Source organism: Mesorhizobium sp. WSM4813, assembly GCF_055811555.1.
Genome location: NZ_JBVVQU010000003.1, coordinates 68241 through 83800 on the forward strand (window position 1 = coordinate 68241; position 15560 = coordinate 83800).

Below are 15560 nucleotides of genomic sequence, written 5' to 3' on the forward strand. Positions count from 1 at the left end.
AGAAGGCTTTCTACAATGCTGACCCGGAATTACTTACTCTATGACGTGTTCACCACCGAGCGGCTGGCCGGCAATCCGCTGGCCGTCGTGCTTGACAGCAAGGGGCTGGACACGGCCGCGATGCAGGCCACCGCACGCGAATTCAACCTGTCGGAAACGGTCTTTGTGCTGCCGCCTGATAATCCCAAGCACCGCGCCCGCATCCGCATCTTCACGCCCGATTATGAGATGCCGTTCGCTGGCCATCCGACTGTCGGTTCCGCGATCGCGCTTGCCGAAATGGCTGGCGATGGCGACACCGCCGGCATTTTTGTCCTGGAAGAAAACATCGGCCCGGTGCGCTGCGCCGTCAGCAAGCATGATGGCGCTACTTTTGCCGAGTTCGACCTGGCCAAACTGCCGGAGCCACTGGAACTTGTCGCTGACCCCGAGGCGATCGGCGCGGCACTTGGGCTGGGGCCACACGAAGTCGGCTTCGAGAATCACCGCGTCTCATTCTGGTCGGCCGGCGTGCCTTATGTGACCATCCCGGTCGCCGACCTTGAGGCCGCCGCCCGGATAAAGCTGGACAACCAGGCGTGGTCGGAACTGGCGCCCCGCAAGAGCGAATGGGCCTTCGCCAGCCCGTATGTCTACTGCCGCGAGACGGTGAACCACGATAGCGCCTTCCACGTCCGCATGATCGTGCCCGGCAGTCCCTCCTATGAAGATCCGGCGACCGGTTCGGCGGCCGCCGCCTTCGCCGGCGCGATCATGCATTTCGACGGCCCGCGAGACGGGGTCTCGCGACTGTGGATCGAGCAAGGGCTGGAGATGGGCCGGCCTGCGCGCATTCGCCTCGAACTGAATGTCGAAGGCGGCAAACTCGCCGCCGCCCGCATCGGCGGCCATGCGGTAAAGATGGCGGAAGGCAAGCTGTTTGTCTGACCAAGTGCGGCACTTCGGCGATTTGTCGGGAAATGAATCCGGCAGGGCTGGACATGGCGGATGGCGGCGGCTATATGCCCGCCGACGCTGGTTTTACCGGCGAGTGGGTGCGTAGCTCAGTTGGTAGAGCAGCTGACTCTTAATCAGCGGGTCACAGGTTCGATCCCTGTCGCACCCACCAAAGATTTCAAAGACTTAGGTGGAAAAGGCCCTGGAACACAGGGAGAATGTGGGACGGCTTTTGCCCGTCCCACGTCCCACGTGAGATATCAATCATTTCTCCGACACCCCAGCCTCAGCAAAACTTGCCATGCGGGCGTGGCATTCGAGCGCCGAGCGGACGATGTTGACGGCGAGGCAGGCGCCGGAGCCTTCGCCGAGCCGCATGCCGAGATCGAGCAGCGGCGGCAGGCCGAGGGCTTCGAGCAGCCGGCGATGGCCGGATTCGGCCGAGACATGGGCGGCGAGCGTGTGGGCGAGGCTGGCGGGGTGCAATCTTGCCAGGGGTGCGGCGGCGGCGGTGCAGACGAAGCCGTCGAGCAGCACCGGTACGCCGTGATGGCGTGCGGCTAGCGTAGCGCCAAAGATGGCGGCGAGTTCGCGCCCGCCAAGGGCTGCCGCGACCATCAGCGGGTCGGCAAGGGCCTCGGCGTGGCGCTTGAGGCCGGCCTCGATGGCGGTGATCTTGCGCACCAGGCCAGCATCGTCCACGCCGGTGCCGCGCCCGGTCCATTTTTCCGCGCCGCCGCCGAACAGGGCGGCTGAAATGGCTGCCGCCGGCGTGGTGTTGCCGATGCCCATCTCGCCGAAACAGACGAGGTCGAGGTCTTTCGTCACGGCGCCGTAGCCGGCCGAGACGGCGGCCAGGAAGGCCTTATCGTCCATCGCCGGCACTTGCGTGAAATCGCTAGTCGGACGGTCGAGCTCGAGCGGAATGACGTCGAGTTCGGCGCCTGCGATGCGGGCGAGCTGGTTGATGGCGGCACCGCCGCCGGCGAAATTCGCGACCATCTGCACGGTGACCTCCGACGGGAAGGCGGACACGCCCTGTGCGGTGACGCCGTGGTTGCCGGCAAAGACGAAGACCTTGACGCGGTCGAGCTTCGGCATGTCGCGGCCCTGCCAGCGGGCAAGCCAGGCGGCGATGCTCTCCAATCGGCCAAGACTGCCTTGCGGCTTGGTTAACGTGTCCTGGCGGCGGGCGACAGCATTTGCTGCGGCTTCGCTGCCGGCGGGCAGATCGAGGCAGGCCGCGCGCAATTCATCAAGCGATTTGAAAGGCATGGGGGCAAAGTCTCCGAAACAGAGTCAGGAAAGGGAAACGGAAGCAACGAGCAGGGTTGCGATCTCGCCAAACTGTTGCAGCGCGCCGACCGTATCGCCGGTCTGACCACCGATCTGATTGCGGCACAGCGCGCGGAAGGCGGCAAACAACAGGCAAAGCACGATGAATGCGGCGACGGCGCCACCGAACCCTAGCGCCAGCAGCGCGACGGCGCCGAGCACGGCACCGGCAATGGCGGTTTCGGCCGACACGGGGCCTGCATCGACGGAGAGGCCGTCGCTGCGCGCCGGCGGCAGCAGATGCATGAAAGCGCCAAACAAGCCGCGCGAAGCGGCATGCGCGGCGATGAGAGCGACGAGAACTTGCACCGGGCCGGTGAATTCCGAAAGCACGCTCCAGCGGATCAGCAGCGACAGAGCGAGCGCGCAGGCACCATAGGCGCCGATGCGGCTGTCGCGCATGATCTCCAGTTTTTTCTCGCGTGTCTTGCCGCCGCCGAAACCGTCGGCGACATCCGAAAATCCGTCCTCATGCATGCAGCCGGTGGTGAGCAAGGTTGCGGCCAGGGCAAGTGCCGCTGCCGGGCCTGCGGCAAGGCCGAGCCATATGCCGACAGCGTAGGCGAGCGCGCCGATGACCGCGACGGCGAGGCCGGCGACCGGCGCTGCCCAGATCGCAGCGGCAAGGCTGCGGTCCCGAAAATCGACGACCGGCAGCGGCAGCCGGGTGAAGAAGACGAGGCAGAGCGCGATGTCGCTAGAAGTTTGCCTGAGCGAGACGGTCATTCGCCTCTCGCAATCGCATGGAAGAACGTGCCGCTGACGTGGCCGCGGCGGTAACCGGAGGCGCCGAGCGGATTGCCCTGGCCGTCAGCGAGGTCGGCCAATGGCTCGTCATTGCCAGTCGCGCTCATCTGCGCATAGTGGAATTCGTGGCCGCGGATCAGCGTGCCCTGGGCTCCGAGGGGGCAATGGGCGCGCAGCCGCGCCTCGCGGTAGCCGAGATTCATCTTTCGCTTGGCAAAGCTGGTCGAGTGACCGAGCAGGCCGAGCATCCTGTGCGTCTCTCCCGATGCATCCTCCAGCGCTTCACCGAGCACCATGAAGCCGCCGCACTCGCCATGCACCGGCCGCGTTGCCGAAAACGCCTCAATGCCGGCCCTGAAATTCGCAGCCGCCGCGAGGCTACCGGCGTGAAGCTCGGGATAGCCGCCGGGCAGCCAGCAGACATCGCAATTGTCGCCGGGCGGTTCGTCGGCGAGCGGCGAAAAGGGGACGATTTCCGCCCCGGCTTTGCGCCAATGCGCCGCGACATGCGGATAGAGAAAGGTGAAGGCGGCATCCTCGGCCAGCGCGATGCGCTGTCCGGGCGGCGGCAGCGCGCCGCTGAAACTGCCGGGAGCGGGCGCAAGTGGCGCCGCCAGCGCCATGATGGCGTCGAGGTCGAGCGAGCGCTCGACCATGTCGGCCAGACGGTCGAGATGCAGCATCAAATTCTCATATTCGCCGGCCTGGACGAGGCCGAGGTGGCGCTCCGGCAGGTTAAGCGATGGATCACGCAGGATCGCCCCGACCACCGGCAGATCGAGCGCTTCGATCGCGTCGCTGCAAAGCCGGCGGTGACGCTCGCTGCCCAGCCGATTGAGCACGACGCCGGCCATGCGCACATCGGGGTCATAGGTAGCAAAACCCTTGGCGACGGCCGCCGCCGTGGTCGACTGCCCGGAAACGTCGAGCACCAGCAGCACCGGCAGGCCGTAAAGCCGGGCAAGGTCTGCGGCCGAGCCGGTGCGGCCCGGAGCCGCGGGAATCCCGTCGAACAGGCCCATCGCACTTTCGAGGAAGACGAAATCGGTATCTTGCGTCGCGTCACTGGCCAGTGCGTTGAGCAGCGCAGGCGGCATCGCCCAGCTGTCGAGATTGACGCCGGAAAGGCCTGTCGCAGCGGTGTGGAAGCCGGGGTCGATATAGTCCGGTCCGGACTTGGCGCCGCGCACTTTCAGGCCGCGCCGGGCGAGTGCGCGCAGGATGCCGATGGTGACGCTGGTTTTGCCCGAGCCCGAACGCGGCGCGCCGATGATGATCGCGCGGGTCATGGCTCGCCCGTCAATGCCGCGCGCATCGCGACGATGCCGCCGATCACGATCAGCGCCGGCGCGGCAAGTCCGGCGGCAGCCGCTTCATCGGCGATGGTGGCGAGCGTGGCGACGACGATACGCTCCTGCGGCGTCGTCGCGGCAACGATCACCGCCGCCGGCGTCGACGGCGCCAGGCCGCCCTCGAGCAGCGAGGCTGATATCAGCCGCAGATTGGCCATTCCCATATAGACCACGACCGGCTGGCCGGTGCGGGCGATTGCCGCCCAGTCGAGATCGTCATCGGTGCCGGCAGCATGGCCGGTGGCCAGGATCACCGCCTTGTTGATGCCGCGCATGGTGGCCGGGATGCCGGCTCCAGCCAGCGCGCTGAGACCTGAAGTCAGGCCGGACAGGATGCGGAACGGGATGTTTTCGCGCGCCAGCGCCAGCGCCTCTTCGCCGCCGCGGCCAAAAATATAGGGGTCGCCGCCTTTCAGCCTGACGACGCGCCGGCCCTCGCGCGCCAGCCGAACCAGCAGAGCGGTAATGTCGTCCTGCTTCATCGACGGCTGGCCGCCGCGCTTACCGACATAGAAAAGCTCCGCGGCCTCAGCGACAGCGACAACATCGGGCGAGACCAGCGCGTCGTAGACGAGAGCATCGCACTGCCCAAGTGCCGCCAGGACTTCCAGCGTCAGGCAGCCGGGATCGCCGGGGCCGGCGCCGGCCAGCCAGACATGGCCAGGCGGCAGCTGGCGCGGCTTGAAGTTCAGCCGGGCCAAAGCCTGTTCGATTGTGGTGTTTCCACCTCTGTTTCCGGTGCCGTCGTTCACAGTCCGTCCCGTCCGCGAAAACGCCGCTGATAGTGGGCGTCGTAGAGTGAACTCTCGCCAAAGCCTTCCGCTGCCAGGGAGCGGCCGACGAAGATGATCGCCGTGCGTTCCATCGGATCGGCGGCCAATTGCGCCTCGATCGTCGCCAGCGTGCCGGTCAGCACGCGCTCGTCCGGCCAGGAAGCACGGAAGACGACCGCCACCGGGCAATCGGTGCCATAGAACGGCGTCAGTTCGGCGACGACACGGTCGATGGCGTGAATGGCAAGGTGGATGGCCAGCGTGGCGCCGGTGCGGCCGAAGCCGGCCAGCGTTTCGCCGGGCGGCATTTTCGAAGCACGGCCGGAGATGCGGGTCAGCACCAGGCTTTGCGCGACCTCGGGAATGGTCAGTTCGCGGCGTAGCGCTGCCGCGGCAGCGGCGAAGGAGGGCACGCCCGGCGTCAGCGTATAGGCGATGCCGTGCTTTTCCAGCCGGCGGATCTGCTCGGCGACGGCGCTCCACACCGACAGGTCGCCGGAATGCAGGCGGGCGACATCGTGGCCGGCCTGGTGAGCCGCCAGGTATTCGGCCTCGATCTCGTCGAGCGACATCGGCGCGGTGTCGATCAATTTCGTGCCGGGCGCGCAGTGCTGCAGCAGTTCTGGGGCGACGATCGAGCCGGCATAGAGGCAGACCGGGCAGCTTGCCAGCAGTCTGCTGCCGCGCAAGGTGATAAGGTCGGCCGCGCCCGGCCCGGCGCCGATGAAGTGGACGGTCATGCCGCGTCTCCGCTGATGGCGATGGCGCAGGTGACCGGGCCGAGGACAGTGCGCGGCCCAAGCAGTTTCGCGCTTTTTCCGGCGGCGGCAAGCGCAGAGGCTTCGGAAACCGACGGCGTGCCGGCACGCTCCTGCGACAGGCTCGAGCGGCTGATTGCGCGCGACAACGCGGCCCTGAGCGCATCGTCCTCGACAACGACCACTGGCAGGGCGAGTTCGCGCCCCGCAGAGAAGATTGCCTGCTCGTCCTGCTTCAGAGAAGCGGTGGCGAGCGCCGAAAGCGCCGTCATCGCCAGCCCATGCGCTTCCAGCGCTGCTTCTATCGCCGCAAGAACGTCTTGCACACTCACGCCTTTGCGGCTGCCGATGCCCGCGATCATCATGGCTTGACCCAGCTCCATTGGGTGACCGGCATAGCCGGCCGCCATGCCTGCATCGAACCAACCGGTGAAGCACGGGATATAGAGATGCGGGTGAGATCGCCGCCGAGCGCGGCGTGACGGGCGAGAAGCAGCGCCTCCATCTCCAGCGTCACCGCGTTTGCGACCAGCCGGCCGCCAATACGCAGGGCCTCGATGGCCGCGCCCAGCACGCCGGTATCGCTGCCGCCGCCGCCGATGAAGATGGCATCGGGCGTGCCTAGCTTGGCAAGCGCCTTTGGTGCCGAACCTTCGACCACGACAAGACCGGGCACGCCGCAATGTGAAGCATTGCGGTGGATGCGGGCGGCGCGGGTTGGATCGGCCTCGATGGCAGTGGCGCGCATGGAGGGATGGGCCAGCATCCATTCGATGCCAATTGAGCCCGAGCCGGCGCCAATGTCCCACAGCAATTCGCCGCGCCTGGGGGCGAGGGCGGACAGGGTGATGGCGCGGATCTCGCGCTTGGTGATCTGGCCGTCATGCTCGAACAAATGATCGCCAAGGCCCGAGGTCAGCGGCAGGATGCGTGCCTCCGAAGTTGAGTCAACTTCGATGGCCAGCACGTTGAGCGGGTTGATCTTTTCGAGGTCGAAGGCGTCGGCTCGAACAGAACGCAGCCTTTCGTTCGGGCCGCCCAGCGCCTCCAGAATGGTCAGCCGCGAGGCACCGAAGTCGAGTTCAGTCAGCAGGCGCGCAATCGCTGCCGGCGCGTCGCTGTCCGCGGTCGGCGCAAGGATCCGAGTGCCCGGATGCAGCAGCGGCCGGATCAGGTCGAGCGAGCGGCCATGCAGCGAAATGGTCTCGATGTCCTGCAGCGCCCAGCCGAGGCGGGCGGCGGCCAGCGACATGGCCGAAGGCGCAGGAATCACCTGCATCTCTTCGGAAGGAATCTTGCGAGCAAGGGTGACGCCGACACCGTGGAAGAACGGATCGCCCGACGCCAGCACGCAGACGCGTCTGCCGGAAAGCGCCAGCACGTCGCGCATCTCGGCATCGAAAGGGGTCGGCCAGGCGCGTGCTTCGCCTTTGGTGAGCGATGCGACAAGGGCAAGGTGGCGCGTTCCGCCGAAGACGAATTCGGCCCCGGCGATCAGCCGCTTGGCCTCTTCGCCGAGACCCGCTACACCGTCCTCGCCGATGCCGACGATTGTGAGCCATTTTGAGTTGAGCTTGGCGCCGCGCGGACCCTCAGCAGGCATGATGACCCACCGCATTCTGATCCTCGGCGGAACCACCGAAGCCCGGCAACTGGTGGGAAAGCTGGCCGCGCGCGCCGATGTCTCGCTCACGCTGTCGCTGGCCGGCCGCACTGAAAGCCCGGCGGCGCAGGGCGTGCCAACGAGGGTGGGTGGTTTCGGCGGCGCCGATGGGCTGGCGGCGTATCTCCGCGAGACCGACGTTGGGCTGCTGATCGACGCCACGCATCCCTATGCGGCGAAAATCTCCGCCAATGCCGCGGAAGCGGCGCATAGGGCCGGCGTGCCGATCGTTGCGCTCAGGCGCCCAGGTTGGGAGCCAGCCGAACGCGACCGCTGGACGCTCGTCGATGGAGTAACCGACGCGGTGAAGGTGCTGGGATCGGCTCCACGCCACGTCTTCCTGGCGCTCGGACGGCAGGAGGTCGCCGCCTTTGAGGCCGCACCCCAACATCATTATCTCATCCGCAGCGTCGATCCGGTCGAGCCAAGGCTCGCTGTGCCCGATGCGATCTATCTCTTGGCGCGCGGGCCGTTCCGGGAAGCTGACGAACGTGCACTGCTTCTGGAACACCGCATCGACGCCGTCGTCTCCAAGAACAGCGGCGGCGAGGCGACCTACGGCAAGCTCGCCGCAGCGCGGGCACTCGGCATCGAGGTGGTGATGATCCGCAGGCCGGCGCTGCCGGATGTCCCGTCGGCGGAAACCGTCGAAGCGCTCGCAGAAATGGTCGGTCATTTTCTGGTCAGTCATTTTCTTGGGCCCGCTGCCGAACGCGGCGTATAGACCAGCGCCGGTTTTTCACCGCGCTTGATGATCCTGGTTTCCGGCGAGCCGATGATGATGCAGGTCGCCATATCGGCCTTCTCGGCATCGGCGTCGGCCAGCAGAAAAACCTCGATGCGCTCGTCGGGACGGCCGGCGGCGCGGCCGAAGACGACCGGCGTGGTGCCGGGCAGGATCGCAGTGAGGCATTCGAAGGCGCGGCCAAGCTGCCAGGGGCGCGCCTTGCTGATCGGGTTGTAGAGCGCGATGACGAAACCGGCGCCCGCCGCCGCCAGCAGCCGCAGTTCGATCAGGTCCCAGGGCTTCAGATTATCGGACAGCGAGATGGCGCAGAAATCATGGCCGAGCGGTGCGCCGATGCGGGCAGCGACTGCGAGCATTGCGGTGATGCCCGGCAGCATCGCGACGTCGACGGCACGCCATTCGGCCGGGCCGGCCTCGATCGCCTCGCAGACGGCTGCCGCCATGGCAAACACCCCGGGATCGCCGCCCGAGACGACGGCGACATCGTGGCCCTGCGCGGCCATCGCCAGCGCGTCCTTGGCGCGGGATAGCTCTTCGCGATTATCAGAGGCGACGCGGGTCTGGTCGGGGCGCAGATCGAGCCGGTCGAGATACGGCTTGTAGCCGTAGAAGAATTTTGCCTCGGCGACGGCGCGGCTCGCTTCCGGCGTCACCTGGTCGGCACTGCCGGGCCCAAGGCCGATGACGGTCAGGCGGCCGCTCATGCTTCGGCTCCCGATGCGGCGGGCCGGCCGGACCAGCCGGCGACCAGCACGATGGCGAAGTAGGGCGCCTTATCGTCCTGCTTGTCGGCCAGCCGCATCGAGACGCCGCCCGACATGGTGCCGCGCTCGACATAGATTGCCCGCGCCAGCTTGTCCGTTGCCTCCAGCGCGCGCCTGATCTTGGGCAGGTTACGGCCGACCTTCATGATGACGGCGGCGTCGGTATCGGCGAGGCGGCGGCTCAGCTCGAATTCGCTCATTGTGCCCGGCAGCACGGTCAGCACATCGTCACCCTGGACGATCGGCAGGCCGGTCGCCGACCAGCAGCCGGACATCGCGGTGACGCCGGGAATGACCTCGGTCGGGAAGCGGTGCGCCAGCCTGACATGCAGATGCATGTAGGAGCCGTAGAACAGCGGGTCGCCTTCCGAAAGCACCGCAACCGTTCTGCCGGCGTTGAGATGCTCGGCGACTTTTTTGGCCGACTCCTCGTAGAAATGCGTTATCTGCGACCGGTAATCGCTGTGATCCTTGTCGATTTCGGTGGTCACGGGATAGAGCAGCGGCAACTCTATCAAATCCGGGCGAAAATGTGCGCCGACGATGGCACGCGCATTGCTGTTGTTGCCGCGCTTGGCGAAATGCGCGACCACGTCGGCCTCGGCCAGCGCGCGCACGGCTTTGAGCGTCAGCAGTTCGGGGTCGCCGGGACCGGTGCCGACGCCGACAAGCCGGCCTTTTAGAATCGCGTTCACAGGCCCGGCCTCGCCAATGCGTTGAGTGCTGCAGCGGTCATGGCGCTGCCGCCCAGCCTGCCGCGCACGATGGCGTAGGGCACGCCATAGGAATTCTCGGCCAGCGCGTCCTTCGATTCGGCAGCACCGACGAAACCGACCGGCATGCCGATGATAACAGCCGGTTTCGGCGCGCCGTCGCGCAGCCTTTCCAGCAGGTAGAAAAGTGCTGTCGGCGCATTGCCGATGGCAACGACCGAACCGGCCATGCGCTCGCCCCACAGGTCGATGGCAGCGGCCGAGCGGGTGTTGCCGATCTTTTTCGCGATATCAGAAGTTTGCGGATCGCGCAGCGTGCAGATCACCTCGTTACCGGCCGGCAACCGGGCGCGGGTGACGCCATGCGAGACCATCTCCGCGTCGCAGAAGATCGGTGCGCCGGCCGCCAGCGCCTTGCGCGCGGCGGCGACGAAATCCTCCGAAAAAACAAAATGCCGCGCGGCTTCGACCTGACCGCAGGCGTGGATCATGCGGATGGCGACATCGGCCTCGGCATCGGAAAAGCGCGACAGGTCAGTCTCGGCGCGAATGATGGCGAAGGAGCGCTCATAGATCGCCGTGCCGTCATGGATGTAGTCGTATGCGGTGTGGGCGGGCATGTTCATTCCTGTCGGTAGAGTTCGGTGACACCGGCCGAGCCAAGCCTTGCCAGGCAGGCAGCGGTCGTCTCGCCTCGAAGTCGTGCGCGGCGGATCGCTGCGGCAACGCGGCCAACGCCGCGCGCGGCGTCATAGCCTGGCCTGTATCCGGCAGGAAGGGCCTTTGCCGTCCCGTCCACGACAAGACCGGCTCCGTTTTCGCCGCCGACCAGCGTCAGCGCCGCCGGGCCGGGATGGGCACAGCCCTTGGCGCAGCCGGAAATGTGCAGGGTGAGCGAGGAATCGAGGAGGTCGCGGTTTTCTGCGGCGATGGTCTCGGCGATGTCGCGCGTCGCGATCCGGCCGGAGGCGCAGGCCGGCGCACCCGGGCAGGCGGCGATTTTCGTGCGCGGATCGGCGGCATCGGTGACGAAGCCGAGAGCGGCGGCGGCTTGCTGGAGTGAGGGGCACGTGGTCGGTGAAAGGCCGAGGAAAAGCAGCGCGCGGCCAGGCGCCAGGCGGATTTCGGCCGCGCCAAGGGTGATGGCGTGTTGCGTGAGATCGATGAGTTTTTGCGCTGGCATGCTGCCGAAGGGCAGGCCGACGCCGAGAGCGGTGCCATCTGTCAGATCGAAAACGCCAATGGGCAAGCGAGCCGGCACAGGAAGGCGCTCTACGGCGCCCCCCTCTGTCCTGCCGGACATCTCCCCCACTTGGGGGGAGATCGGCAGCTTCGCCGCCGGCTCCCCCTCGGCACCTTTGGCGATTGGCGAAAGCGGAGGCCAGGGCGCAATCTCCCCCCTCGTGGGGGAGATGTCCGGCAGGACAGAGGGGGGCGCGAAGGAATGCCAACTTGCGAGAGATCTTACCTGCCGCCGCGTCAAGTCGCGTGCGTGGGCTTCGCGGCCTTTTTCGGCAACCATTCTGAGCATCGCGACTGCAATATCGCGGGCCGCATCGTCTCCCACCGTAACGAGCGGCTTCGCATTCTGCCCATCACCCGCGACAGACACCTGCCACCTGATTCCCGCATTGGTGCGCGTTGCAACGAGCCGCACATCGGCCGTCACCGCATCCATTGCCAACTGTCCGCCGCCGTCGATGATCACCGAAACCTTCGGGCCAAGGCGCGGCGGAAGGCCGGCTTCTTCAGCCGCTGCACGAATACGCTCAGCCAGCGGACGCGGGTCGGCGATTTCCTGCGGATCCAGCCCCGCCAGCGGTCCGGTCTCGACCGGCACGCCGGTGCGCACGGCGATGCCGAGCGCGTCGACCTCCGCCGCCAGCAACCGGGCGCTTGCCGGCGTCAGGCCACGGATCTGCAGGCTGCCGCGTGCGGTCAATTCCATGATGCCGTTGCCGTGCCGCAAGGCGGATTCACCGAGTCCGATCAAGGATTTCGGCGAGAGTCCTCCAGCGACCGGGTTAAGCCGCACCAGAAGGCCGTCGCCGGTCTGCATCGGCGCGGACAGAGCAGGGCAGGCGCCGCGGCGGGAGAAGGCGTTCATGCCGCCACCCCCTGGGCCTGGGCCTCGGCAATCAAGGCGGCGAGATCGTCATCGATGGAATTGCGCAGCGGATGCCAGAGACCGCGTCGCCGTGCCGACAGGAAGCGCTCAGCGATGATTTTCGCGGCGGAAGGGTTTTCGCGCAGGATGAAGTCACGAACCACGGGATCGCCGAGATAGGCGTCGTGCACGGCCTCGATCAGCGTGCCCGATATGGCATGGGTGGTTTCGGCGAAACCGACCAGCCGGTCGACCGTTTCAGCGAATTCCGAGGCACCGCGCGGGCCGTGACGCATCTGGCCTGATATGAAGCGCGGGTTGACCGCGCGGGCGCGAACTACCCGAGATACGGCTTCTCCAGCCGAGCGCGGCTTCGGCTTTTGCGGGTCTGTGGTATCGAGAACGATGACGTCGGCGTTCTTGCCGAGTGCCGCAAGCGCCGCTGAAAAACCGCCGATGAAGGCGACATCGGCGGAGCCTTCCAAAATATCGCGGCCGGGGTCGTCTCCGGTATGGACGAGAAGGTCGGCCTCGGCGATACGGTCCTCAAAAGCGCCTGGCGCTGAAATACCTTCGCCCTCAGCGCCGCCATAGGCATGCGAGGTGGCCTCGAGATAGGCGCGGCCGATCTCTTCGCGCGCGGCCCAGTCGCCGCTCGACAGCAAATCCTCGACGCCGGCGCCGTACGTGCCGGGCGAGGTGCCGAAAATGCGCGGGCTGACCTTTCCGTCTGCGCGGGTTTTTGCAGCAAGCGGGTTTTCGGACGCGTCCTCGTCGCGGGCGGCGACGGCGTTGGCGGCCGCATCGATCAGGGCGATCTGGGTCGGGAACATGTCGCGGAACAGGCCTGAAATGCGCCAGGTGACATCAACGCGCGGGCGGCCAAGGGTGGCCGGCGGCAGCACCTCGATGCCGGTGACGCGGCCGGTGGTGGAATCCCATTGTGGCCGGCAGCCCATCAGCGCCAGGCCTTGCGCGATTTCCTCGCCGCCGGTGCGCAGCGAGGCGGAGCCCCAGAGGTCGATGACCAGCGAGCGCGGCCAGTCGCCATGCGATTGCATGTAGCTGCGCAAGACCTCGTCGGACGCCGCTCTGCCGAGCTCGAAGGATGTCGGCGTCGGCATGGTGCGTGGATCCGATGTGAACAGATTGCGGCCGGTCGGCAGGACGTCGCGCCGGCCACGCGCCGGTGCCCCGGCCGGACCGGCAGCGACATGGCGGCCGTCGAGGGCCGCGAGGAGCGCTGCCTTCTCGGCTGCGGCACTTTGTTTGCGCAGCGGATCGGTTTCGCTCTCGGGCGAACGGCCATAGATATGCAGGCCGTCCTTGATGGCGAAATCCTTGAGATCGCAGAGCCAGGCATCAATGCGGCGCAGCGCTTCGTCGGGCGCGTCGGTAGTGGCGACGCCAGCTTCGGAGGCAAGGCCGGTCTTTTCAGCGGTTTCGACGATCAGCTTGGCCAGGCGGTCGCGGCGGCGGCGGTCGAGCCCGTCGGCCTGGGCATATTCGTCGACCAGCCGCTCAAGCTGCTGCTGGTTTTCGTCAAGCCCGGCGCCGGTCAGCGGCGGCGGCAAATGACCGAGGGTGACGGCGGCAATGCGCCGCTTGGCCTGCGCGGCCTCTCCCGGGTTGGAGACGATGAACGGATAGATGACGGGCAGGGGGCCGGTGACGATCTCGGGAAAACAGGTTTCGCTCAGCGCCACGGTCTTGCCGGGCAACCATTCCAGCGTGCCATGGGCCCCGACATGGACGAGGGCATGGACACCGACCGTCTTGCGCAGCCAAAGGCCGAAAGCGATCAGCGCATGATGGGGAGGCAGCGTCGGGTCGTGGTAGTCGGCGCGGCGGTTCGTGGAGCGCCCGCGATCGGGCGCCAGCGCCACGGTGATGTTGCCGAAGGTGGCGGCGCGGAAGGGGAAATTTGCAGAAGAAGGCGCTTGAATACCCCCCTCTGTCCTGCCGGACATCTCCCCCTCAAGGGGGGAGATCGGCAGTTCCGCCGACGGCTCTTCCTTAATATCCTCGGTAATTGGCGAAAGCAGCGACGACAGCGCAATCTCCCCCCTTGAGGGGGAGATGTCCGGCAGGACAGAGGGGGGTGCCTCGCACAAAACTGTCTCATCTTCCGCATTCCCCCAAGCCGCCTCTACCGCAGCGATTGCAGCCGTCGGCAATTCCTTCGAGAACGTCAGATACTCCTTCAATGCCAACCCTTGGCCGCCCTTTTCCAGCATCTCCAGCAACTCACGCGGCGTTTGCGGAATCCCTTCAACGGCGTAGCCCTGTTCGCTCAGGTCATGCAGCATTGCCAGCACGCTGGACGGCACGTCGAGGCCGACGGCGTAGCCGGTGCGGCCGGGTGCGCTCGGATAGTCGGGGATCAGGAAGGCGAGCTTGCGTTTTTCGCGCGGCGTGCGCTGCAGGCGAACGAACGCCTCGACACGGTTCGCCACCTGCGCGACGCGGTCCGGCTCCGGCCGGTTGGCGAAAGCGCGGAAGGCCAGCGCCGGCTCGGTTTCGACCTCGCCCTTGAAGGAAATGGCGCCGGCAAGGATGCGGCCGTCGAGTTCGGGCAGGACGACATGCATGGCGAGGTCGGCGGGCGCCAGGCCGCGCTGATTATTTTGCCAGATGTCACGGCGTGTCGTCGCGACGATGACCTGGAAGACCGGCACGCCGGCGCGGTCGAACAGGGTTTCGATGCCGGGTTCAGCACCGGAGGCGAACGCCGTCGCGGTGATGATGGCGGCAGGCTTCAGCGTGGCAAGCGCGGTCTCGACAAAGGCGAGCGATGCCGGGTCCTTGAGGCTGGAGACGAAGATGGGGACGGGGATCATGCCGCGCTGCCCGAGCGCTTCGAACAATGCATCGATGGGCGCGACATCGGCGGCGAGCAGCATCGAGCGGTAGAACAGAATTGGCACGACGTCACCCTCCCCCTCGAGGGGAGGGTGGCCCGCAGGGCCGGGTGGGGTCGTTGCGGCAGTGCTCGACGTTTTTTGCTGTTGGCGCACTTCATAGGCGACCCCACCCCCGGCCTGCGGCCGGACCCTCCCCTCAAGGGGGAGGGGGACGTCGCGCTCGACGACCCCCGTTCCCGGCTCATAATAGCCCGCCTTCGGCACGATAACCGGCTCCACGACCGCCGTGTCCTGTCCCGCCAGCCGCGCCAGCCTCTGCACCAGCGCCGTCATATTCTCCGGGCCGCCTTCGCGAAAATAGCCGAGCAGGCCGTCGAGTTCTTGGCGCGGCAGCGTCGAGCATTCGATCAGCCGCAGATCCTCGTCGCGGCATTCGCCGGGCAGCAGCGCCAGTTTTATGCCGCGTGCGCGGGCGGTCGAGGCGAGCTGGTCGCAGCCATAGCGCCACCAGTCGTAACCGCCGAGGATACGAACCAAAATAACCCTCGCGTGCCGGGCGACGCTGTCGATCCAGAGGTCGACGGACATGGGATGGCGCAGGTCGCGTAGAGCCGCCAGCCGCATCGACGGCAGGCGATCGGCGTCCGCCTTCCACGCTGCTGCCAGCCCGGCCAGATCGCTGTCGGTGAAGGACAGCGCTATGACATCCGCAGGCGTCTGCCTGAGATCAACAGGCTCGGCGAGATCGTCGAGCGAGGCGGATGTGGTGGTGAGGATGTGCATCGCGGCTCGTGCCTGAG

At 66.8% G+C, this 15560-nt stretch carries 14 protein-coding genes and 1 tRNA gene; 3 read left to right on the forward strand and 12 right to left on the reverse strand.

Annotated features, from left to right (window positions below):
* Positions 1–15 precede the first annotated feature (15 nt).
* Positions 16–927: a PhzF family phenazine biosynthesis protein gene (locus tag AC0L25_RS02310; RefSeq protein WP_473594025.1), complete on the forward strand. Its 912-nt coding sequence runs from the start codon at positions 16–18 to the stop codon at positions 925–927.
* A 105-nt stretch (positions 928–1032) separates the two neighbouring features.
* Positions 1033–1108, forward strand: a tRNA-Lys gene (locus tag AC0L25_RS02315).
* Between the two features lie 92 nt (positions 1109–1200).
* Here AC0L25_RS02315 and cobT read toward each other — a convergent pair.
* The 7 genes from cobT to cbiE are packed head-to-tail and all read right to left on the reverse strand — an operon-like array spanning position 1201 to position 7504.
* Positions 1201–2211: a nicotinate-nucleotide--dimethylbenzimidazole phosphoribosyltransferase gene (cobT, locus tag AC0L25_RS02320; RefSeq protein ID WP_473594026.1), complete on the reverse strand. Its 1011-nt coding sequence runs from the start codon at positions 2209–2211 to the stop codon at positions 1201–1203.
* 24 nt (positions 2212–2235) lie between these two features.
* Positions 2236–2997, reverse strand: a complete 762-nt coding sequence (gene cobS, locus AC0L25_RS02325; protein WP_473594027.1) for an adenosylcobinamide-GDP ribazoletransferase — start codon at positions 2995–2997, stop codon at positions 2236–2238.
* Positions 2994–4307: a cobyrinate a,c-diamide synthase gene (locus AC0L25_RS02330; RefSeq protein WP_473594028.1), complete on the reverse strand. Its 1314-nt coding sequence runs from the start codon at positions 4305–4307 to the stop codon at positions 2994–2996. Before AC0L25_RS02330 ends, cobS begins: the two co-directional genes overlap by 4 nt.
* Entirely contained in the window at positions 4304–5122 is an 819-nt protein-coding gene (gene cobA / locus AC0L25_RS02335) for a uroporphyrinogen-III C-methyltransferase (RefSeq protein ID WP_473594029.1), read from the reverse strand. The genes AC0L25_RS02330 and cobA overlap by 4 nt, the downstream gene beginning before the upstream one ends.
* A complete protein-coding gene (gene cobM, locus AC0L25_RS02340) occupies positions 5119–5883 on the reverse strand; it encodes a precorrin-4 C(11)-methyltransferase (RefSeq protein ID WP_473594030.1) in 765 nt (254 codons plus the stop codon). Before cobM ends, cobA begins: the two co-directional genes overlap by 4 nt.
* The gene (locus tag AC0L25_RS02345; RefSeq protein ID WP_473594031.1) at positions 5880–6266 is read right to left on the reverse strand and encodes a cobalamin biosynthesis protein; all 387 of its coding nucleotides are present in this window, start codon (positions 6264–6266) and stop codon (positions 5880–5882) included. The genes cobM and AC0L25_RS02345 overlap by 4 nt, the downstream gene beginning before the upstream one ends.
* On the reverse strand, positions 6263–7504 hold the full coding sequence (gene cbiE, locus AC0L25_RS02350) for a precorrin-6y C5,15-methyltransferase (decarboxylating) subunit CbiE (protein ID WP_473594032.1): 1242 nt from the start codon (positions 7502–7504) through the stop codon (positions 6263–6265). The genes AC0L25_RS02345 and cbiE overlap by 4 nt, the downstream gene beginning before the upstream one ends.
* A 1-nt stretch (position 7505) precedes the next feature.
* Here cbiE and AC0L25_RS02355 point away from each other — a divergent pair, with 1 nt between their 5' ends.
* Complete coding sequence (locus tag AC0L25_RS02355) at positions 7506–8288, forward strand: cobalt-precorrin-6A reductase (RefSeq protein WP_473594033.1); 783 nt, start codon at positions 7506–7508, stop codon at positions 8286–8288.
* Here the strand turns inward: AC0L25_RS02355 and AC0L25_RS02360 are convergent.
* From AC0L25_RS02360 to AC0L25_RS02380, 5 genes are read right to left on the reverse strand one after another with little or no spacing between them, the layout of a single operon-like run.
* The gene (locus tag AC0L25_RS02360; protein ID WP_473594034.1) at positions 8252–9016 is read right to left on the reverse strand and encodes a precorrin-3B C(17)-methyltransferase; all 765 of its coding nucleotides are present in this window, start codon (positions 9014–9016) and stop codon (positions 8252–8254) included. The two genes, AC0L25_RS02355 and AC0L25_RS02360, sit on opposite strands and share 37 nt — an antisense overlap.
* Positions 9013–9771, reverse strand: coding sequence for a precorrin-2 C(20)-methyltransferase (locus AC0L25_RS02365; RefSeq protein WP_473594035.1), 759 nt, complete (start codon positions 9769–9771; stop codon positions 9013–9015). Before AC0L25_RS02365 ends, AC0L25_RS02360 begins: the two co-directional genes overlap by 4 nt.
* Entirely contained in the window at positions 9768–10415 is a 648-nt protein-coding gene (locus AC0L25_RS02370; RefSeq protein WP_473594036.1) for a precorrin-8X methylmutase, read from the reverse strand. Before AC0L25_RS02370 ends, AC0L25_RS02365 begins: the two co-directional genes overlap by 4 nt.
* Complete coding sequence (cobG, locus tag AC0L25_RS02375) at positions 10412–11896, reverse strand: precorrin-3B synthase (protein ID WP_473594037.1); 1485 nt, start codon at positions 11894–11896, stop codon at positions 10412–10414. The genes AC0L25_RS02370 and cobG overlap by 4 nt, the downstream gene beginning before the upstream one ends.
* Positions 11893–15543, reverse strand: a complete 3651-nt coding sequence (locus AC0L25_RS02380; RefSeq protein ID WP_473594038.1) for a cobaltochelatase subunit CobN — start codon at positions 15541–15543, stop codon at positions 11893–11895. Before AC0L25_RS02380 ends, cobG begins: the two co-directional genes overlap by 4 nt.
* Positions 15544–15560: the final 17 nt, after the last annotated feature.

Bases quoted from the DNA above. Each gene is read 5' to 3' on its own strand.
- AC0L25_RS02345 (WP_473594031.1), bottom strand. From the start codon at position 6,266: ATGATGATCGCGGGCATCGGCAGCCGCAAAGGCGTGAGTGTGCAAGAC.
- AC0L25_RS02355 (WP_473594033.1), top strand. From the start codon at position 7,506: ATGACCCACCGCATTCTGATCCTCGGCGGAACCACCGAAGCCCGGCAA.
- cbiE (WP_473594032.1), bottom strand. From the start codon at position 7,504: ATGCCTGCTGAGGGTCCGCGCGGCGCCAAGCTCAACTCAAAATGGCTC.
- AC0L25_RS02370 (WP_473594036.1), bottom strand. From the start codon at position 10,415: ATGAACATGCCCGCCCACACCGCATACGACTACATCCATGACGGCACG.
- cobG (WP_473594037.1), bottom strand. From the start codon at position 11,896: ATGAACGCCTTCTCCCGCCGCGGCGCCTGCCCTGCTCTGTCCGCGCCG.
- AC0L25_RS02310 (WP_473594025.1), top strand. From the start codon at position 16: ATGCTGACCCGGAATTACTTACTCTATGACGTGTTCACCACCGAGCGG.
- AC0L25_RS02360 (WP_473594034.1), bottom strand. From the start codon at position 9,016: ATGAGCGGCCGCCTGACCGTCATCGGCCTTGGGCCCGGCAGTGCCGAC.
- cobT (WP_473594026.1), bottom strand. From the start codon at position 2,211: ATGCCTTTCAAATCGCTTGATGAATTGCGCGCGGCCTGCCTCGATCTG.
- AC0L25_RS02380 (WP_473594038.1), bottom strand. From the start codon at position 15,543: ATGCACATCCTCACCACCACATCCGCCTCGCTCGACGATCTCGCCGAG.
- cobS (WP_473594027.1), bottom strand. From the start codon at position 2,997: ATGACCGTCTCGCTCAGGCAAACTTCTAGCGACATCGCGCTCTGCCTC.
- AC0L25_RS02330 (WP_473594028.1), bottom strand. From the start codon at position 4,307: ATGACCCGCGCGATCATCATCGGCGCGCCGCGTTCGGGCTCGGGCAAA.
- cobM (WP_473594030.1), bottom strand. From the start codon at position 5,883: ATGACCGTCCACTTCATCGGCGCCGGGCCGGGCGCGGCCGACCTTATC.